The following is a 20,388-nucleotide window of genomic DNA, read 5'->3' as shown; positions in this document are numbered from 1 at the left end:
AAAGTAGGAGTCAAATTATGCTTTTAAGTTATGGACGATCTTACTGTTACCATGAACAACACTACCATCTTGGTCATATGTTGTAGAGGTTGGCACACCAATCAAAATGTCTTTTAATTGTTTTACTGTTAATTGTGCATGGTGGGCTGCATGAGCATTAACGTCATTCTTCTTTTTACATGACTCTAATAGCTTATGCACATCACTCGTTAAGCTTGTTACTTCGTCAGATTCAACGTCATTACCTGCAAATAAGGCTTTTAGTTCTTTATCTAACGTTTGAATTTGACTTAAAAAGGCAAGTTTTTGTTTCGCGATATCTTTAAGGCCCTCGCCACGACGGGAGGCTATAGCGGTTAATTCATCTTCTAAGATATCAGCAAGGGATGTTAAGCAATTTAGCTGCATAACAAGTTTAGAACTGATCAAATTGGTGTGATCAGCCATAGACATCAAACTCAAATGCAGCGATATTCTTAGCTAGCTTTTCAGCATCGATTTGATATTTACCTTCAGTAATTGCTTTTTTTAGCTCAGCCACTTTGTTGCTATCAAAACCAGAAGATTGCTGTGCTTTGTCTTGCAAAGATTTTAATTGTTGCGCTTGTGGCGTTAAGCTTACTGAGTCAGCAGTCGCTTTTGGCGTAGTTGCTTGCGCAGTATTAGCATTATTATTTTGTAAATCAATTTTTTGCTGTTTAGCATTGGTCAACACATTAGCCTGTTGCTGACCTTTATTTACTTGGCTTACCATGATTTTAACCTATACATTATCCAACACATGCCTTGTTATCGGCAACCATGTTAGAAACTTTAGCACAAATACGAAAATTTAAATAATTACCTGCACAGACTCAACACCATCAACGCGGGCATTTAAAACTTTCCCTGACTTTGCATTTTTAACCTTTACCTGCTCTCCTAAAGTACCATCTTCTAGTGCTAAACCGGAAGTTTTTATTTTCAATCCTCGAATTATTGCAAAAATAGTGACATTATCGCCTTTACAGACCATACAGATTTGATTTAATGCAACAGGGTAACCACTGCGGATATTACGTTTGCTGCGGCTACCAATCAGCAGCTCTTGATCTTGTAAATACTGCGCTCTTACGAAATGTTTTGGTTTCATAATCAAACGTAAATGATGAGCTTCAATAACCTCACCCCGACTTAAATTTTCAGTGGCTATAATCACAGGGGTGAGTTCAATCATACGTACATGAACATATTGACTCCAACCATTGAGGTCATCACATTTTATTTGTACGGTTATTTGGCGATTAAATGGCGGCTCAGTAGGAATATTAAATGCAAGGTCGCTGTTGCAGCCACGATCAGGGATCCGGCTATCCAATGTTAGAGCACTGAGTTCCTTATCATCGGCAGTATTAGGGTCTAATTGATCATAGACATGGGATACAGCAAGTTCTTGCAATTGTTCTTTGCTATATGTTTGCGCATACAGTGGAGTTACTAGGCATAAGCTAGCAAGAAAATAAAAAACACTGTATCTTCGGCTTTTTTTTAACAAACTCATAATGTTTCGACTATGCTTATGGTTGAAAACAGGGTATAAATATTTAGCGTCAATAAACAGACGCTCCCGTGTAGTTATGTAGCTTTACAGAAAGAAAGCAATTATTGTTCCGTTCTTATTCGCTTTCTTCAGGAGATTGAAATGGCAGGCATTTTAGACTCAGTTAACCAACGTACTCAATTGGTTGGGCAAAACCGGCTTGAATTATTATTATTCAAGCTAAGAGGGCGGCAGCGCTTTGGTATTAATGTGTTTAAAGTGAGAGAAGTACTGCAATGCCCTCCTTTAACAAACATGCCGAAGTCAAATGCCTATGTAAGAGGTGTCGCACATATACGTGGGCAAACTATTTCTGTTATTGATTTATCAATGGCTGTAGGTGGCCCCGCGATCGAGAATATTAAAGATAGTTTTATTATCATTGCTGAATATAACCGCTCCGTACAAGGTTTTTTGGTTGGCGGCGTTGAGCGAATTGTAAATATGAATTGGGAAAAAATAATGCCGCCACCGTCTGGGGCTGGCAGATATTCGTATTTAACAGCAGTGACCGAAATTGAAAATGAGTTAGTCGAAATTCTTGATGTAGAAAAAATATTAAATGAAATTTGCCCGGTAAATACTGAAGTCAGTGCAGCAATAGCTAATGATGGTGAAATTCAAAAAGACTTAGGTGAGCGCATCGTATTTATTGCCGATGACTCTGCCGTTGCTCGTAATCAAGTTAAACGTGCTCTAGAGCCGTTAGGCGTGCAGACAGAGCTTGCTAAAAACGGGAAAGAAGCATTAATTCGCCTTCGGGAAATTGCTGCACTTGACTGTAAGCATGATATTACCGAGCGAGTTGGTTTATTGATCTCCGATGTTGAAATGCCAGAAATGGACGGTTATACCCTCACGGCTGAAATAAAAGCAGATCCAAAGTTAGCACCATTACATGTTATTCTGCATACATCACTCAGTGGTGTGTTCAATCAAGCGATGATTGAAAAAGTGGGGGCTGATGACTTTATTGCTAAGTTCAATCCGGATGAGTTAGCTACAGCAGTGAAAAAATGGGTTCATTGTGACTAATTTGAAAAGGCGGTGTTACTTTGGAAAATAAGCATTTACAACAAAGCGAGTACGATCAGTTTCGTTCTTTTTTAGAGCAACAATGTGGCATTGTTTTGGGTGATAATAAGCTTTATTTAGTCAAAAGCAGGCTTGCTCCGCTAATGGTTCGTTTCAATGTTGAGTCATTGTCACAATTGGTCAGTAAAACACTGAGTCCGCATGAGCGGCAGTTACGTGCCGCAGTTGTTGATGCTATGACGACCAATGAAACTTTATGGTTTCGGGATCAATACCCGTTTGAACTATTACAAAGTAAGTTATTCCCAGAGCATAAAGAGTTGCGTCGACCGTTGAAAATTTGGTCAGCGGCAAGTTCCTCAGGACAAGAGCCATATTCTATTGCCATGTCGGTCGCTGAGTTTCAAGCTAAGCAGCCGGGTGTATTAAAAATGGGCGCGCAGATCATCGGCACCGATATTTCTAATACTATGTTAGATATGTGTAAACATGCAGAATATGACTCTCTTGCTTTAGCTAGAGGGCTGTCGGTAGAGCGCAGGAAGAAGTTCTTCAAAGATAGCGGCAATGGGATGGCGCAAGTTAACGACTCAATAAAAAAATTAGTGAGTTTTCGACACCTTAATTTATTAGATTCATACGCACTAATGGGCAAATTTGATATTATTTTTTGCCGTAATGTGCTGATTTATTTTGCACCTGAGGTGAAAGCCAAAATTATTGCTCAGTTTGCTCAAGCACTTAACCCTAAGGGGTATTTATTTTTAGGTGCTTCAGAGTCTATGTCAGGGTTAAGTAACGAGTTTGATATGGTACGCTGTAATCCTGGTATTATTTATCAAAAGAAATAACTTACCAGCGTAAATAACGCGCTAAAACACAAGTAACTCAAGTCTCATCGGTAGTAAAGCCGAATCTAGAATACGATAAAACGATGTGCCTCCACATCGTTTTTCTTTTTAAATCAAAAATTAAACACATCATAAAACACTAACCTAGTTGGCTCACCTTTTGCATTAATCATCTTAAGTCAATTTTTTGGAGATGGTTATGGCTATCAGTTTTGATAAAGCATTTGGGGTTCATCCTCATGCAATGTTGATCCGTTCGCAACGTGCTGAGTTATTAGCAACCAATATCGCTAATGCTGATACGCCGGGCTATAAAGCGAAGGATATCGACTTTGCTTCAGCATTGAAAGCGGCAAAAAGCCACCAGCAAGGCGGCAATAACATGGTAACAACTAACCCGAATCACATTGCCGGTGGTAGTCGTTATATCGGTAATAGTGAAATGTTTCGTTCGCCAAATCAAGCAGATACAGGTGATGGTAACTCGGTTGATATACAAGTGGAACGAAACTTGTATACAAAGAACTCATTAGAGTATCAGGCAAGCCTGCAATTTATGAGTAGTAAAATTAAAGGCCTTAAAAAAGCCCTCGGTAGTCAAGGAGCCTAAGCATGAGTTTATATAACGTTTTTGATATTTCAGGTAGTGGTATGAGTGCGCAAAATGTGCGTTTGAACACCACCGCAAGTAATATTTCCAATGCCAATAGCATTAGCTCAAGCCAAGACAAAACTTACCGGGCGCGTCACCCTGTTTTTGCAGCTGAACTGATGAAAGCATCAGAATCAACTGGTAATACGCAGGGATCGTCTGTTGGCGTTAAAGTACTAGGCATTGTAGAGAGTAATAAACCACTGCAAATTGAATATAACCCAAATCACCCCAGTGCGGATGAAAATGGTTATATCTACAAACCTAACGTTAATGTCGTTGAAGAAATGGCTAATATGATTTCCGCCTCACGCTCTTATCAAACCAATGTGCAAGTTGCTGATGCAGCGAAGCAAATGTTAAGTAAAACACTGTTGCTTGGGCAGCGGTAATTGAGGGTTAGATTATGAGTAACGACATTAACACTGCGTCATCAAGTTATATAGATTCGCTTCGTTGGCCGAGTAAGCAAGATACTGTCGAAAAAGCTGGCGAAAAGAAAAGTGATGCCTTAACGCAAGAAGATTTCTTTTCATTATTAACGCAGCAACTGTCGTTTCAAGATCCCAGTAAACCTGCGGACAACGACCAAATGATTGCACAAATGACGAACTTTACCATGGCAGAAGGTATCTCAAATTTAAATTCAAAGTTTGAGTCTTTAGCTGCTTCAATGACCTCTAACTCAGCGTTGCAAGCATCAACTCTGGTAGGTAAAAAAGCTTTAGTTGAATCAGATACATTAGATCTTAACAGCAGTGGTGATGTCTCTGGCATGATTGCTGTTGAAAGTCCCGTTAAAGATTTAAGGCTCAGTATTACAGATGCTTCCGGACAACTAGTGAGAATAATTGAGTTAGGTGATAAACCTGCTGGTGGCTTACGTTTTAACTGGGATGGAAAAAATAAAGACGGTGAGAGCCTTCCGCCAGGAGAATACAATATCAAAGCAGAGGGCAACATGGGCGAAGAATTTACTAGTTTACCCATGGCCTCTTATAAAAATATTGATAGCGTCAATATTAATGGCGCTAACGGTATTATTATTAATACTAAAGAAGGGGCAGTTAAGCTGTCTGATGTAGCAGAAATTGCGTGATAAATTTTATAGGTTAGAGGTGAATTATGAGTTTTAATATTGCATTAACTGGCATTGCTGCCGCACAAAAAGATTTGGATGTTACTGCTAATAACATCGCTAATGTAAATACCTACGGTTTTAAAGAATCGAGAGCTGAGTTCGCCGATGTTTATTCATCATCAGTTTTTTCTTCGGGTAAAACTAAAAATGGTGATGGTGTACAAACAGCATCTGTAGCACAGCAGTTTCACCAAGGTTCAACATTAGGCACTAAAAATTCACTCGATCTTGCTATAGGAGGTGAAGGATACTTTGCTCTTAGCAATGAGTTAGGCTCACAAGATAAAACATTCACTCGTGCAGGGGCGTTTAAATTAGATAAAGATAACTTTATCGTTGACGCACAAGGTAATTACTTACAAGGCTTTCCTGTTGATGAAATTAGTGGAGATGCAACATCAGTAAGTTTAACCTCCTCTGGGGCGATTCAAATTCCTGATTCATCAGGTTCCCCGCGGGCTACAACAAGTGTATATTCGTCTTTTCGGTTGGATTCGACCAAAGATATACCGACTATTACACCATTTGATCCAACTCAATCAGGGTCATATACTCACTCTACCTCAACCAATGTTTATGATTCGCTAGGTGAGCCGCATACTATGCAATTGTTTTTTGTGAAAACGGATGCAGCTGTTACAGGTAATGCTAATGAGTGGCAAACCTATGCCACGTTAGACGGTCAAGCATTCAATCCTGATGGAAGCTCGCAAGGCGCTACTGGACCATTTAATCCAATTTCAACATTTCAGTTTGATGCGAACGGCTTACCACTTAACACCAATGGTACCGCAAATACAGGCAATACATTTAACCCTGTTGTGTTAGATAGCACTAATTTGACAGGGTTTTTAAGCAATGGTGCTAGCTTTCCTAATAATGTAACTATCAACTGGCGTGATGAAGCAGGTACCTCTGCAAAAATCCCGACCCAGCATGCAGGCAAGTTTGAAAATAAAGTATTATCTCAAGATGGTGCTGCTGTGGGACGGTTGGCAAATATAGACATTGGTGTTGATGGAAAAATTGTTGCTTCTTATAGTAATGGTGACTCTAACTACCTAGGTCAAGTTGCGTTAGTCCGTTTTCCCAATTCACAGGGGTTACAACAAGTAGGCAATACGTCATGGAAGAAAAGTTTAACTTCAGGTGACCCTGTAGCGGGTGAAGCAAATTCAGGCGCATTTGGTAAGATTAGCTCATCAGCATTAGAGCAATCAAACGTGAACTTAACCAATGAGCTTGTTGATTTGATCAGCGCACAGCGTAACTTCCAAGCTAACTCGCGTGCACTCGAAGTGAATTCAACACTACAGCAAGCTATTTTGCAGATCCGTTAATCTCGTTTTAATATTTTTTACAATCCGACACCTAGGCTGCTATTTATTAGCAGCCTTTTTTATTTGTGCTTGATTATATTTTGTAATTTATTACGTCATTTTATTGTGGCACTTATCTTGCATTTGTCATGTTATAGATTTTTAACGTGAGTCGATGTTATGGACAAGATGGTCTACATTGCAGCGTCTGGAGCTAAGCAAAGTTTGCGGGGCCTAGAGCTTAAAGCAAATAATTTAGCAAATGCCAATACCACAGGCTTTAAAGCTGACTTCGCGCAAGCGCGCTCAATGCAAGCTTTTGGTGAAGGCTTACCGACACGTGTTTTTACTATGCAGGAACGGCCAGGCTCTAATATGACTTCCGGCGGTATTGTTGAAACTGGACGTGATCTTGATATTGCTATGAGCGATAAAGGGTGGCTTACAGTGCAAGATGCTTCAGGTAATGAGGCATATACTAAAGTTGGCACGTTGAATATCACCCCTGATGGCGCTTTGATCACCAGTCACGGGCGTCAAGTTATTGGCGAAGGTGGGCCGATTATTCTGCCATTGCCGGTGGAGAAAGTCGAATTTAGTGACGATGGTTCAATCCAAGTTCGCCCGCAAGGTGCGCCGGCTAACTTTTTAGAAGTTGTTGACCGTTTGAAGGTAATTAAGGCAAATAATTCTGAGCTTGAAAAAGGCAATGATGGCTTATTTCGACCAAAATCCGAATTACTGGAAAATGGTATATGTGGATTTTGTGACATCTCTAATGATGTGAAAGTAATGAGTGGCACTTTGGAAATGTCAAATGTGAATCCGGTACATGAGATGGTGGATATGATAAGCCATCAACGCCAATTTGAATTACAAGTTAAGTTAATGAAAACGGCTGAAGAAATTGACGAACGTCAAACTCAATTGCTGCGTATTGTTTAACTTTATTGAGAGGACATTAATATGAATCCTGCATTGTGGATAAGTAAAACGGGGCTTGATGCTCAACAAACCGATATTTCGGTTATCTCAAATAATTTAGCCAATGCCAGTACTGTTGGTTATAAGAAAAGTCGTGCTGTATTTGAAGATTTGCTTTATCAAAATATTAATCAGCCAGGGGGGCGTTCATCACAAGATACAGAGATGCCTTCTGGTCTGATGCTTGGTGCTGGTACCAAAGTAGTTGCTAATCAGAAGAACTTTTCTCAAGGTAACATGTTAACCACTGAAAACTCATTGGATTGGATGATATCAGGGCCAGGCTTTTTTGAAGTTTTACAGCCCGATGGCAATATCGCCTATTCGCGAAATGGTCAATTTACCACGGATGAAGATGGTCGTATTGTTACTGCTGGTGCAGGTTTTCCTGTGCAGCCAGAAATGAATGTACCGGATGATGCGAAGTCAATTACCGTATCACAAGATGGTGAGGTATCGGTGAAAATAGAAGGACAACCTGAGAATGTGGTGATTGGTCAGTTAACGATCAGTGACTTTATCAATCCATCAGGTCTAGAGCCTGTAGGCCAAAATTTATATACCGAAACGGCCGTCAGTGGCGCACCTGTACAAGGTAACCCTGGTCTAGAAGGATTAGGCACTGTTGTCCAAGGCGCACTTGAAACCTCTAACGTAAATGTAACCGAAGAGTTAGTTAACCTAATTGAAACTCAACGTATCTATGAAATGAATTCAAAGGTGATTTCAGCGGTTGACGAAATGATGAGTTACATCAGTCAGCAACTTTAACTAATTCGGAGCAAAGTTATGCGTAATTTATCTATAATCTTAACGGGTGCATTTATATTGAGTGGTTGTATGACGACTCAAAACCACAGCGTGGTTCAAGATGATCCATACTATGCTCCTATGTACCCAGAGCCTGCTGCAGCGCAAGTTGTACCGACAGGCTCATTGTTTGATAGCAATTTATCAAACGATTTATATTCAGATAAAAAAGCGTTACGCACCGGAGATATTATTACAGTTAAACTGCAAGAATCGACGCAATCATCTAAAGCAGCTAAAACTGAAACGGATAAACAAAGTGATGCCAGCTTAGATCCTGTCATTGGGTTAGGCGGACTACCGGTTAATATTGGTGGCGATAGTATTCAGTTTGGTGTGGGCAGCGGTGCTAAATTCAAAGGTGATACTAAGTCAAATCAATCTAATAGTTTATTTGGTGATATTTCCGTGAATGTTATGCGGGTATTACCTAATGGTAATTTAGTGATCCGTGGTGAAAAATGGCTGACTTTAAACACCGGCGAAGAATTTATTCGTCTGGAAGGACTTGTTCGTCCGCAAGATGTTACTGCAGATAATACTGTGACCTCTAACAGAATCGCGAATGCGCGTATTCAGTATTCTGGTAAAGGGCAAATGCAAGAGACTCAAACGGCAGGATGGTTAACTCGATTCTTCACCAGCTCTCTGTTCCCTTTTTAAAGGATGTTGATATGAATAGCTTGAAAGCGTTGCTGTGTATATGTTTATTAGCTTGGCATTCTATTGCTAGCGCTGAACGTATCAAGGATGTCTCAATGGTTGAAGGTGTTCGCTCAAACCAGTTAGTTGGTTATGGTCTGGTAGTAGGTTTACCTGGCACCGGTGAGCAAAGTCGTTTTACTGAACAAAGTTTTAAAGCCATGCTAAATAGTTTTGGTATTACCATGGCATCGAATTTAAAACCCAAAATCAAAAATGTAGCAGCGGTTGCTGTGCATGCAGAATTACCTGCATTTAGAAAGCCAGGGCAGACAATCGATATTACTGTATCGTCAATTGGTAGTGCGGGTAGCTTACGTGGTGGAACATTACTACAAACCTTTTTGAAAGGGGTTGATGGAAATACTTATGCTATCGCGCAAGGTAGTCTAATTGTTGGCGGGTTAGGTGTCGAAGGAGCTGATGGTAGTAAGATCGTAATGAACACGCCCACGGTAGGACGTATTCCAAATGGCGCAACGGTGGAACGGGCAATTAAAAGTCCTTTTATGCAAGGTGATTACATAACTTTTAATTTAAATCGTCCTGATTTCACTACTGCTAAACGTTTGGAGCAAACCATTAATGAGCTTATCGGCCCAGACAGTGCACATGCCCTTGATGCCGCTTCAATTCGTGTTATTGCCCCGCGTGATGCGTCGCAGCGTGTTGCTTATTTGTCTACGCTTGAAAACTTAGAGTTTAAACCTGCCGATACTTCGGCAAAAATTATTGTAAATTCACGCACTGGCACCATAGTGATCGGCAAAAACGTGCGGTTACAAGCGGCGGCAATTACCCATGGTGGTCTTACCGTTACGATCGCAGAACAGCAAAATGTATCGCAGCCTAACGCATTAAGTGAAGGGGAAACTGCCGTTACTAATCAAAGTATTATTGATGTTAACGAAGATGATTCACGAGCCTTTGTATTCAACCCAGGTGTGAGCCTTGACGATTTAGTACGCGCAATTAATGAAGTAGGTGCTGCACCGGGGGATTTAATGGCAATCCTTGAAGCATTAAAAGAAGCGGGTGCCATTAGCGGTCAACTCGTGGTTATTTAAACCATATTGACCCCCTAAGTTTGTGTTAACTTGCATTTAGGGGGGCTTGACTTGCATAATTAATCAACGCTTTTATACTTTCGCAAACTCGCAAACTCGCAAACTCGCAAACTCGCAAACTCGCAAACTCGCAAACTCGCAAACTCGCAAACTCGCAAACTCGCAAACTCGCAAACTCGCAAACTCGCAAACTCGCATTGGCTTAATTATTGCATTATTAATACTATTATTAATCACTGTGTCAAATTGCTGATGGATACTAATCATCTCGATAAACAAAACTTCTTTGATTTAGGCAATCTTAATACGTTACGTCAAGATGCCTTAAAAAGTGGTGCCTCGCCTGAAGCATCAAAAGAAGCGCTCAAAAAAGCAGCGGCACAATTTGAATCTATTTTTACGCAAATGCTTCTAAAAAGCATGCGTAAAGCAAACGAAGCGTTTGAAGACGAAGACAGTCCTTTTAACTCCAGTGGTGTAAAGTTTTTTGAAGAAATGCATGATCAACAGTTATCGGTTGATTTATCTTCAAAAGGTTCATTGGGTTTAGCCGATCTCATAGTGCAACAACTCTCTCCTGACGGAAAAAAATTTACCCCTAGTTCAGTGCTGCGCACTGTCGATGATTTTACCAGTGATCAACGTGCAACCAGCAAGAACGCTGATAAGACGGCTGACACTCAGGCTGTTAATAGCAGCTCATCAACAGCGCAAAAACCTCAGTTTGAAAATGCAGAAGATTTTATCAGTAGTGTTTGGGAACATGCCAAAACAGCCGCTGAAAAAATTGGTTTGAACCCCGCTGTGATGGTTGCACAAGCAGCTCTTGAGACTGGCTGGGGGAAACATATCATTAATAAAAGTGATGGTAATAGCAGCTTTAATTTATTCAATATTAAATCAGATAAAAGCTGGCAAGGTGAGAAAGCCAACAAAATGACGCTTGAATTTGAGCAAGGCACACCAGTTAAAAAACAAGCTAGTTTTCGTGCATATGATTCTATTAAAGAGAGTGTGAATGACTTTGTGCAGTTTTTGACAGAAAACCCACGTTACCAAGAAGCGCTACAAAATACCGCAAAACCGGCTGCCTTTTTAGATTCATTACAAAAAGCTGGTTATGCCACTGACCCCAATTACGCTGACAAAATTAAGCAAGTGCTAAACCACACAGAGCTTAAGACATTGGCGACATCATTGGTTCGCCAAGGAGTAAATTAACATGTCGTTTAACTTATTTGACATTGCAAGCTCAGGAGTTCGAGCTAGCTCTGAGTTACTGCAAACCACCAGTAAGAACATTACCAATGTTAATACGGTAGGTTATGTACGCGAGCGTACAGAGCATATGACCATGATTGATAACCAAGTCGGTCGTGGAGAAACCTATCGTTTATTAAATGAGTTTGCACAAAAGCAACTCAATCGTGATACCTCAAATAAAACCTTTTTCGACCAATTTGTGACTGAGGCTGGCCGGGTTGATAGTTTGTTTTCTCAAGAATCCAATAGTCTATCGACTAGTATGAATTCGTTATTCAATAATGTGCAGGAAAGTTTAAATCAGCCATCATCCTCAGTTGCACGATCGCTCGTAATGACGGATGCAAAAAATTTGATTGATCAAATGGATCGCTTATCAGGCATTGTATTTAATCAAAAAAATATCGTGAATGATCAGTTAGAAATATTTTCTGATGAAGCGAATACATTAATTCAAAATATTAGCAGCTTGAATAAGCAAATAGCTACCGTAAATGGTACGCGTAACGAGGCAAACTCAAGCACCACGTACAACGAAAGAGACCTTGCTATTCGTAAGTTATCGGAATTAATTGATGTAGAGACACTTGATGGCCCCAACGGTGAAAAGCTCGTATTTATGGGCACCGGCGAATCATTAGTAATGCAAGATGGCGCATTTAATTTATTTTCGATGGCGGGCGATCCTGATCCTAATTTTAAAGAATTACATTTAGACATAGATGGCGGCAAAGCTGTGCCGCTTGATGTTGATGTGACTAAGCTTAAAGGTAAAATTGGCGGATTATTAGCATTTCGTGATGACATTTTAGTGCCAGCACAAAACCAACTTGGCCAAATGGGGCTTGCGATTGCTGATGCTTTTAATCAACAAAACCGTTTAGGAATGGACGGTAATGGCGAGCTCGGTGGTGATATTTTTACAATCCCAACGATTGGCGGTCACGCTTATCAAGCCAATACAGGCAATTCAAGCATGACGGCTACCTTAGAACCAGGTAAAGGCAGTGAAATTCCTGCCAGTGACTTTATTGTTACTTATACCAGTGGCACAACGGTAGAAATACAACCGGTCGATAATAAAGGTGAACCATTAGGCTCTCCCTCAACCGCCAATATAGTTGCTGGCGTTATTGATTCATCGACTATGACCGGTGGGGAATCTTTTGGTTTACAATTAAACGTTACAGGGACTGGTAATGTTGGCGATAAATTTGCAGTTAAACTGAATGCCGAGGCTGCATCGAGTTTAACACTGGCTACCGATAGACCAGAAGCGCTAGCGCTGGCTTCTCCAATTCGTACGGCAGATAATATAAACAATACAGGTAATGGCAATATATCAGCAGGGACTGTTACTAGTGTGACTTCGGGTGGCTTTACAGCCACGACGCCTCCGGATCTAGCAAATGGCGATATCACGATAGTGAAAACCGCTAATGCTAATGAATATACAATTACAGACAATAACGGCAGCTCGACTTTTACGATTACTCCACCTGCTAAAAATCTACTAGAGCAAGCTGGCCCTCCTTATGATAGTTACGGTTTTGATTTTGATATTGAAGGCACCACAGCGGTAGGTGATAGTTTTACACTGGAGTTTAATGAAGGTGGTTTTGACGATAACCGCAATGGCTTAATGTTAGCTGGGTTACAAAGTGGCGAGCTAGTGCGGCAAAATGTTACCACAACCGCATCGGCTGATAATCATAAAACATTTAATCAAGCCTATGCAGGGTTAGTTACTGATATTGGTGTTGTTACCAATCAAGCGAAGACCAATGGTGCTGCTTTTGAGGCATTAGCTCAACAGTCTGAAGCCTGGTATGAATCACTCTCGGGAGTTAACCTTGATGAAGAGGCTGCCAATTTATTGCGGTTTCAACAATCTTATGCGGCGTCTGCACAAGTGCTTTCAACAGCCCGTTCTATATTTGACACTTTACTTAATGCTGCGAGGTAATTATGCGTTTATCTAATAATTTGATGTATCAAAACAGTGTTAATTCGATTTTGAATAATCAGCAAAATGTCAATAAAGCACAAGAGCAAGTTAATACCCAAAAGCGAGTGCTTACAGCTTCAGATGATCCATCGGCAACAGCACGGGCGTTACTGTATACCGATCGTATACAAGCGAATGAGCAATACAGTAAAAACATTACCATGCTAACGAGTCGATTAAAGACTCAAGACAGTGTGCTTGAAAATATTAAAGGCTCACTTGAAAAAGCCTATACATTGGCAATTCAAGCAGGTAATGGTGTTTATACCGATATCGATCGTGAAGGTATTGCTGAAGAGATTAAATCTATACAAAGTAGTGTGCTTGATTTAATGAATGCTAAAACTGAAGATGGTAAGTATATATTTTCAGGCTATCAAGATAACACCCAAACCTATTCGCTTGATTCTTCAACTGGCAAATATGTTTATGGTGGCGACCAAGGCCAGCATAAAATTAAAGTAGCGGAAGGAGTTGAAATTAAATCCAGTGATAATGGGGTTGATACGTTTGAAAAGGTCAATGCCCGGTTGAATGTTGCCTCTAATGACGGCGTTGTTTCAGGAGGGATCACTAGCGCAAAAGTGTATGTACGCGAGCAAGCTCAGTTTGATGCTTTTCATAAAGCAAATTATAACGCTGATCCTGCAGCCGCGGCCGGAGCAAATACGTTTAATATTATAACAACCCCAGGTACACCTAATACATATCAGGTTGAACAAGGTGGAAGTGTGATCAGCTCTGGCAGCTTTGAGGGATCAAAAATTAAATTTGCTGGGATGGAAATTGATATTAGCCCAGTTGCAAACGGGCAGGTAGACTTTACTTTAGAAGCGCCGAAAAAAGAAAATATTTTAAACACATTAAGCGATTTAATTGCTGGGTTAACTGACCCAACAATTAGTCAAGAAGATTATGACCAAGTATTGGCATCGGCCATGGTCCAAATCGATAACAGTAAAAATCAGGTCTCTTTAACACAGGCTGGTTTAGGTGGGCGCTTAAATACAGCTGAGAAAATCACGCAATCTAATAGTGACCTTGATGTAAATAACAAATCTTCTCGTGCAGATTTAATTGAACTCGATATGGCTGAGGCCATTACTGAACTCACGAAGCAAGAAACTGCACTACAAGCCTCGCAGGCAACTTTTGGCCGCTTGGCTAAATTATCACTGTTCGATTACTTATAAGTAAGTAAAGGAGTAAGGCAATATATTGCCTTACTCTCGTATTTCCCCAGCCTTTTAAGATCATCTCCTTACTATTTAACAGCTTAATAATTTCCTGAAGAAAAAGACCTGCACAATAATCCTTTTAGTTTTTTAATGAGCTTTATTAATTTAGTCACTATAAAATTCATTAAATTACATGAGCTTAAAAAATAATGGAAAAAAAATAAAAAAAAAGCTAAAGGATTTTTTTGCTAGACCGATAACTTAATTAACCAAGCAAAGCGTTGTAAATAACAACCACTGCTTAATCTAGTAAGTTTGAGAGTAAATGATAAGTTTACTTCTGGAGAGATATCATGGCTTTATATGTAAATACAAATGTTAGCGCGTTAAACGCACAAAGACAATTAAATAATTCTGGTAATGCACTGGATACATCATTCCAACGTTTATCATCAGGTTTTCGTATTAACAGTGCGAAAGATGATGCGGCAGGTCTACAAATTTCTGACCGTTTAACATCACAAATTAACGGTTTGAACCAAGGTAACCGTAACGCAAACGATGGTATTTCATTAGCACAAACAGCTGAGGGTGCATTAGATGAAGTAACATCAATGTTCCAACGTATCAGAACATTATCACAGCAAGCAGCAAATGGTTCAAATACTGATGAAGACCGTTTAGCGGTGCAAGAAGAGATTCGTTCATTATCTGAAGAAGTAAATCGTGTTGCAGCAGATACAACGTTTGGTGGTCAAAACCTTTTAGACGGTTCTTTCTCCGCGAATTTCCAAGTTGGCGCAGATGCTGTACAGAATATCAGCTTTAGTATGGCGTCAGTTGGCGGTACGGCTAACTCAATCGCTGGTAATAACGGTTTTACCATGTCAGGTATTGCAGGGGTTGCCAGTGCGGTAACAGGCGCAAGTTTAAGTGCTACAGCTGGAACAATTAGTTCGCAAGTAGGTTCATCAGCTGATGCTACAGGTTTTGCTGCGGTATTTACAGCAAGCGGCATTAGCGTATCTTCACAAGCGAATGCGCAAGCGGTAATGGCTGGCATGGATTCATTAATCGCAGTTGTTGATAAAAAACGTGCTGAGCTCGGTGCAGTACAAAATCGTTTTCAATCAACGATTCGTAACCAGTCAAATATTTCAGAAAACCTAAGTGCTGCAAAATCACGTATTAAAGATACTGACTTTGCTCAAGAAACTGCAAACTTAACAAAAATGCAGATTCTACAACAGGCTAGCCAAACAATTCTTAGCCAGGCTAATCAACGTCCACAGGCTGCATTAAGTCTTCTAGGATAATTGGTTGGAAATAGTCAATTAATTGACTAAGAATGTAGCGCCTTTGTTTAATGGGGTATTAACAAAGGCGCTGAAACGGATTGATAAAGCGGAGGCGCTTAAAAATCCTGTATTGTTCTAACATTTGTAAGAACATAATTGTTAAAGCACAAACTATGCCAATAGTAAGTGTTAGGCATACCCACTCTCAAACTTATCTTCAAAGGGCCTTATAGGCCCTTTTCTCGTTTTTTATAATTCAATGCAACTCTACCTATAAAGTTGGCCTAAAGATTGCTGAATACTTATTACGATTTAAATTAATCTGCAAAGTGGCAGTTTATTGCCCCCAGTCAACTTAACTTGACTGTAGTAACTGGTCACTTTGTCAAAATTCCACTCATTAAATTAAAGAGTGGCTTTAATTTGACAGATAAGAAGAGAGTTTATTATGGCTTTATTTGTAAATACGAATGTCAGCGCGCTCAATGCGCAAAGACAGCTTGAAAGAACTGGCAACGACTTAGATACTTCCTTTAAACGTTTGTCATCTGGTTTACGTATTAACAGCGCAGCAGATGATGCCGCCGGTTTACAAATCTCTGATCGTTTGCAATCGCAAATCTTAGGTTTAAACCAAGGCAATCGTAATGCGAATGACGGTATCTCGCTGGCACAAACGGCTGAAGGTGCGCTTGATGAAATAACGTCAACATTTCAGCGTATCCGAACCCTTGCTCAGCAATCAGCAAATGGCTCTAATACTGACGAAGACAGGCTGGCTATTCAAGAAGAGATTAGGCAGTTATCTGATGAGGTTAACCGGATTGCATCAGACACTACATTTGGTGGTCAAAATTTACTAGATGGCTCCTATTCTGCAAGCTTTCAGGTAGGTGCGGATGCTGTACAGACTATTGGTTTTAGTATGCAGTCTGTTGGCGATACAGCAAATTCTCTTGCTGCTAATGGTGGTTTTACTATATCAGGTGTTGCTGGTGTTGCTTCAGCCGTGGGTGGTAAAGCACTTTCAACGCTCGCAGCTAATGTAAGCTCAGTTGATGGCGCAACGGCATCAACAACATTAGATTTTTCTGCTGTGTTTACAGCCGCTGGTATTAGTGTGTCATCACAAGTAAATGCACAGGCTGTGTTTGCGGGTATGGATTCGCTAATAGCGGTAGTTGATAAAAAACGCGCTGAATTAGGTGCGGTACAAAACCGTTTTCAGTCGACAATACGAAATCAAGCCAATATTTCTGAAAACTTAGCCTCTGCTAAATCCAGAATTAAAGACGCTGATTTTGCAATGGAGACTGCTAACTTAACTAAAAACCAAATTTTACAACAAGCTAGCCAAACAATATTAGGTCAAGCAAATCAAAGGCCTCAGGCTGCATTAAGCTTGTTACAGGGTTAAAATAGTATAACGTTGTTAAAAATTTATAAATAAAGCTAAAGTTTCCGTTTTATCTGACGATAACTGACTTAGAGAACTAAAAATCTAGGACTCTCAGTCTGGAGTAATAACAGGGTAGGGGTATCCCGTTGTTATTCTATTTAAAATGATAAAGCGGAGGCTATTATGGCTTTATATGTAAATACTAATGTGAGTTCATTGAACGCACAACGCCAGTTGATGAAATCTGGTAACCAGCTCGATACATCCTTTCAACGTCTATCATCAGGTTTTCGCATTAATAGTGCAAAAGATGATGCTGCAGGCATGCAAATATCTAACCGTTTAACTAGTCAAATAAATGGTTTGAATCAAGGTAACCGAAATGCTAATGATGGGATCTCACTTGCGCAGACTGCTGAAGGCGCACTTGATGAGACTACGTCAATGTTCCAGCGTATTCGTACTCTTGCTCAACAAGCTTCAAACGGTTCAAATACAGATGAAGATCGTTTAGCAGTACAAGAAGAAATTCGTTCATTATCAGAAGAAGTGAATCGTGTTGCTGCAGATACAACATTTGGTGGTCAAAATCTCCTAGATGGTTCATTCTCAGCTAACTTCCAAGTTGGTGCTGATGCTGTACAGAATATTAGTTTTAGTATGGCTTCTGTTGGTGGCACTGCAAACTCGGTTGCGGGTAATAATGGCTTTACTATGTCAGGTATTGCAGGTGTAGCAAGTGCTGTGACAGGTGCAAGCTTAAGTGCTACTGCGGGAACAATTAGTTCGCAGGTTGGTGCTTCAGCTGATAATACCGACTTTGCAACTGTATTTACAGCAAGTGGTATTAGTGTATCTTCTCAAGCTAACGCACAAGCGGTAATGGCTGGTATGGATGCAATGATTGCAGTAGTTGATAAAAAGCGTGCCGAACTCGGTGCTGTGCAAAATCGTTTTCAATCAACTATTCGTAACCAATCTAACATTTCAGAAAACTTGAGTGCTGCTAAGTCACGTATTAAAGATACTGATTTCGCTGCCGAAACAGCTAATTTGACTAAATCTCAAATATTACAACAAGCAAGCCAATCTATTTTGAGTCAAGCAAACCAGCGTCCACAAGTAGCATTATCGTTACTAGGCTAGACGGTTAATTAGGTCATTATTGAGATATTGTCTCGATAATGACTTATACTTTGTTTGTATTTTGAAGGAGAGCTACTATGGCTGACTTAGGTGGAATAATTAAATCGAGTGAAAACTTCACCGCTAATTCATCTTTTACAAATAAAAATGAGTTAAACGAAGCAAGTAAAAAAGCAACTGTTGAAAAAGCTGGTACAAAAATTGCTGGTAGAGAGCCCGCACTTGTTGATAATAGTCAGCAACTTGATTCTGAAAGTGAAAGAAAAGCACTGATCGACGAAGTGAAAGAAAACTTAGAGAAATTAAATAAATATATTCCTGTGACGGCAACAAATTTAAAATTTGAATTTGATGAGCAGGGTGATCCACCAATAATTAAAGTGTTTGATAAAACAAGCGAAGAAGTTATTCGTGAAATTCCAACTGAAGAGTTTAGAGAAGTTGCTAAAGCTTTAGATGAATTTGCCGATAAACTAACTAACAAAGGTTTGTTACTAAATCAAACTGTATAATATTTTTTGGAACAGATAGTAGGAGAGAAGTATGCCACTTATAACATCCGCAGGTATTGGATCTGGGCTGGATCTCGAAAGTATCATTAAAGCATCTGTTGATGCCGAAAATGTTCCAAAAATGAATGCCTTTGCAAAAAAGGACAAGTCGTTAGAAGTTGAATTATCTTCAATCGGAGAGATCAAGTCTGCGTTATCCAAGCTACAAGACACAATAAAAAAGCTAGCAGATCCTGATAATTTTAATAAACGTATTGCTAATATCACTCAACCAACAAGTGATGACGGTGATCTCGTCTCAGTTACCCCAACAAAAGATATTACGCCTGGCAACTTTAAAATCGAAGTATTAGAAGTTGCTCAGGGCAGTCGAGCGACATCAAAGACGGGTTTTACGTCAACGGATGATGTGGTTACTGCTTCTGGAGGCACCTTGTCATTTGCTGCTGGAGACAAAAGCTTTGATCTAACTCTTGATGCGGGTGCGACATTAGCTGATTTACGTAACGCAATCAATGACTCAGATGATAATTTTGGTGTAACAGCAAATATAATAAATACTGGTACAGAGTCAAAGTTGGTTCTTACTTCGAGTGTGAGTGGTACTGGTAATGACTTGGTAATTACTAATGATAATGCTGAGCTAGACAATGTATCTACTGATGCTAATGGTGGACCTCCTGATAGCGGTGGTATTGGTATAACAGCTGGAAATAAAGCAAAAAGTGCAGTTATAAAAGTAGATGGTATAACAATAACAAACGACACAAATACCTTTAAAGATGCTGTGCAAGATATGACGATCACTGCTAAACGACAAAGCGTTGATGGAGAGACGGCAAAGTTGGCTGTTAGCTATGACCGTGAGAGCGTTACAACATTAATTGATGAATTTATTGCTAATTATAACAATGCTATAGGGCAGTTAGGTCTGCAATCGAGAGTCGGAAAACCTTTAAATAGCGATGCAACCATTCGTACTTTGAGCTCACAAATGGTCAATATGCTTTCTACAAATTTAACGGATGCAGGGCCTTTCACAAGTATTTTTGATATTGGCTTGGGTGTTGATAAGAAAGGTTATCTAGAAAAATCAACTTTAGTCCGCAGTTTAAATACAGCAATGGATGAAAATTTTGATGATATCGGAAAGGCTTTTGCTGGTGAAAATGGTGTTGCTAAACAGTTCGAATCTTTTTTAGATAATTACGTAAGTTCAAAAGGCATTTTAAAGCAAAGAGAAGATAATTTAAATACACAGGTCACTGATTTAGAAGATGATGTACTAAAGCATGAATTTAGAATGACCGAATTAGAAAGTAGGCTTAGAAAGCAATATGCGGGTTTAGATGTGTTACTGGCGCAAATGCAATCAACACAACAGTACTTAGGAGCGCAGCTTGCGAGCTTACCTGGATTTACAAGAAACAAATCATAAATTAAT

21 protein-coding genes are annotated in these 20,388 nt (G+C 39.8%); 18 read left to right on the top strand and 3 right to left on the bottom strand.

Going from position 1 to position 20,388, the window contains the following annotated elements:
• Positions 1-15: 15 nt before the first annotated feature.
• The 3 genes from flgN to flgA form a co-directional block, all read right to left on the bottom strand.
• Positions 16-447: a flagellar protein FlgN gene (flgN, locus tag PSR9079_RS11185; RefSeq protein ID WP_149981596.1), complete on the bottom strand. Its 432-nt coding sequence runs from the start codon at positions 445-447 to the stop codon at positions 16-18.
• Complete coding sequence (gene flgM / locus PSR9079_RS11180) at positions 440-754, bottom strand: flagellar biosynthesis anti-sigma factor FlgM (RefSeq protein ID WP_149981594.1); 315 nt, start codon at positions 752-754, stop codon at positions 440-442. The genes flgN and flgM overlap by 8 nt, the downstream gene beginning before the upstream one ends.
• Positions 755-832: 78 nt before the next feature.
• Complete coding sequence (flgA, locus tag PSR9079_RS11175; RefSeq protein ID WP_149981592.1) at positions 833-1,540, bottom strand: flagellar basal body P-ring formation chaperone FlgA; 708 nt, start codon at positions 1,538-1,540, stop codon at positions 833-835.
• A 141-nt stretch (positions 1,541-1,681) separates the two neighbouring features.
• Here flgA and PSR9079_RS11170 point away from each other — a divergent pair, with 141 nt between their 5' ends.
• The 18 genes from PSR9079_RS11170 (at position 1,682) to fliD (ending at position 20,382) form a co-directional block, all read left to right on the top strand.
• Positions 1,682-2,614 carry a chemotaxis protein gene (locus PSR9079_RS11170; protein WP_149981591.1) on the top strand — a complete coding sequence of 311 codons (933 nt, stop codon included), beginning with the start codon at positions 1,682-1,684 and terminating at the stop codon, positions 2,612-2,614.
• A gap of 20 nt (positions 2,615-2,634) precedes the next feature.
• Positions 2,635-3,465 (top strand): CheR family methyltransferase, encoded by an 831-nt coding sequence (locus PSR9079_RS11165; RefSeq protein WP_149981589.1) that lies wholly within the window; start codon positions 2,635-2,637, stop codon positions 3,463-3,465.
• 199 nt (positions 3,466-3,664) lie between these two features.
• Positions 3,665-4,075: a flagellar basal body rod protein FlgB gene (gene flgB / locus PSR9079_RS11160; protein WP_149981587.1), complete on the top strand. Its 411-nt coding sequence runs from the start codon at positions 3,665-3,667 to the stop codon at positions 4,073-4,075.
• A gap of 2 nt (positions 4,076-4,077) precedes the next feature.
• On the top strand, positions 4,078-4,509 hold the full coding sequence (gene flgC, locus PSR9079_RS11155) for a flagellar basal body rod protein FlgC (protein WP_149981585.1): 432 nt from the start codon (positions 4,078-4,080) through the stop codon (positions 4,507-4,509).
• Positions 4,510-4,523: 14 nt separating this feature from the next.
• Positions 4,524-5,216, top strand: coding sequence for a flagellar hook assembly protein FlgD (locus PSR9079_RS11150; protein WP_149981583.1), 693 nt, complete (start codon positions 4,524-4,526; stop codon positions 5,214-5,216).
• A 26-nt stretch (positions 5,217-5,242) separates the two neighbouring features.
• Positions 5,243-6,598: a flagellar hook protein FlgE gene (gene flgE, locus PSR9079_RS11145; protein WP_149981582.1), complete on the top strand. Its 1,356-nt coding sequence runs from the start codon at positions 5,243-5,245 to the stop codon at positions 6,596-6,598.
• Between the two features lie 159 nt (positions 6,599-6,757).
• The gene (locus tag PSR9079_RS11140; protein ID WP_149981580.1) at positions 6,758-7,522 is read left to right on the top strand and encodes a flagellar basal body rod protein FlgF; all 765 of its coding nucleotides are present in this window, start codon (positions 6,758-6,760) and stop codon (positions 7,520-7,522) included.
• Positions 7,523-7,543: 21 nt separating this feature from the next.
• Positions 7,544-8,332: a flagellar basal-body rod protein FlgG gene (flgG, locus tag PSR9079_RS11135; RefSeq protein WP_149981578.1), complete on the top strand. Its 789-nt coding sequence runs from the start codon at positions 7,544-7,546 to the stop codon at positions 8,330-8,332.
• An 18-nt stretch (positions 8,333-8,350) separates the two neighbouring features.
• Positions 8,351-9,034, top strand: a complete 684-nt coding sequence (gene flgH, locus PSR9079_RS11130) for a flagellar basal body L-ring protein FlgH (protein ID WP_149981576.1) — start codon at positions 8,351-8,353, stop codon at positions 9,032-9,034.
• Positions 9,035-9,045: 11 nt separating this feature from the next.
• On the top strand, positions 9,046-10,140 hold the full coding sequence (locus tag PSR9079_RS11125; RefSeq protein ID WP_149981574.1) for a flagellar basal body P-ring protein FlgI: 1,095 nt from the start codon (positions 9,046-9,048) through the stop codon (positions 10,138-10,140).
• A 252-nt stretch (positions 10,141-10,392) separates the two neighbouring features.
• Entirely contained in the window at positions 10,393-11,361 is a 969-nt protein-coding gene (flgJ, locus tag PSR9079_RS11115) for a flagellar assembly peptidoglycan hydrolase FlgJ (protein ID WP_149981571.1), read from the top strand.
• Between the two features lies 1 nt (position 11,362).
• Entirely contained in the window at positions 11,363-13,369 is a 2,007-nt protein-coding gene (locus PSR9079_RS11110) for a FlgK family flagellar hook-associated protein (protein ID WP_149981569.1), read from the top strand.
• A gap of 2 nt (positions 13,370-13,371) precedes the next feature.
• Positions 13,372-14,604 carry a flagellar hook-associated protein FlgL gene (flgL, locus tag PSR9079_RS11105; RefSeq protein WP_149981567.1) on the top strand — a complete coding sequence of 411 codons (1,233 nt, stop codon included), beginning with the start codon at positions 13,372-13,374 and terminating at the stop codon, positions 14,602-14,604.
• A gap of 338 nt (positions 14,605-14,942) precedes the next feature.
• Positions 14,943-15,905 carry a flagellin N-terminal helical domain-containing protein gene (locus PSR9079_RS11100; RefSeq protein ID WP_149981565.1) on the top strand — a complete coding sequence of 321 codons (963 nt, stop codon included), beginning with the start codon at positions 14,943-14,945 and terminating at the stop codon, positions 15,903-15,905.
• Positions 15,906-16,335: 430 nt separating this feature from the next.
• On the top strand, positions 16,336-17,304 hold the full coding sequence (locus PSR9079_RS11095; protein ID WP_149981563.1) for a flagellin N-terminal helical domain-containing protein: 969 nt from the start codon (positions 16,336-16,338) through the stop codon (positions 17,302-17,304).
• 165 nt (positions 17,305-17,469) lie between these two features.
• Entirely contained in the window at positions 17,470-18,432 is a 963-nt protein-coding gene (locus PSR9079_RS11090; protein WP_149981562.1) for a flagellin N-terminal helical domain-containing protein, read from the top strand.
• 77 nt (positions 18,433-18,509) lie between these two features.
• Complete coding sequence (locus PSR9079_RS11085; RefSeq protein ID WP_149981560.1) at positions 18,510-18,944, top strand: flagellar protein FlaG; 435 nt, start codon at positions 18,510-18,512, stop codon at positions 18,942-18,944.
• 31 nt (positions 18,945-18,975) lie between these two features.
• Positions 18,976-20,382 carry a flagellar filament capping protein FliD gene (gene fliD, locus PSR9079_RS11080; protein WP_149981558.1) on the top strand — a complete coding sequence of 469 codons (1,407 nt, stop codon included), beginning with the start codon at positions 18,976-18,978 and terminating at the stop codon, positions 20,380-20,382.
• Positions 20,383-20,388: the final 6 nt, after the last annotated feature.

It is taken from the genome of Pseudoalteromonas rhizosphaerae (assembly GCF_902498845.1).
Lineage (GTDB): Bacteria > Pseudomonadota > Gammaproteobacteria > Enterobacterales > Alteromonadaceae > Pseudoalteromonas > Pseudoalteromonas rhizosphaerae.
The sequence above is the reverse complement of the archived record's forward strand: the minus strand, read 5'-3'. Positions and strand labels throughout refer to the sequence as shown.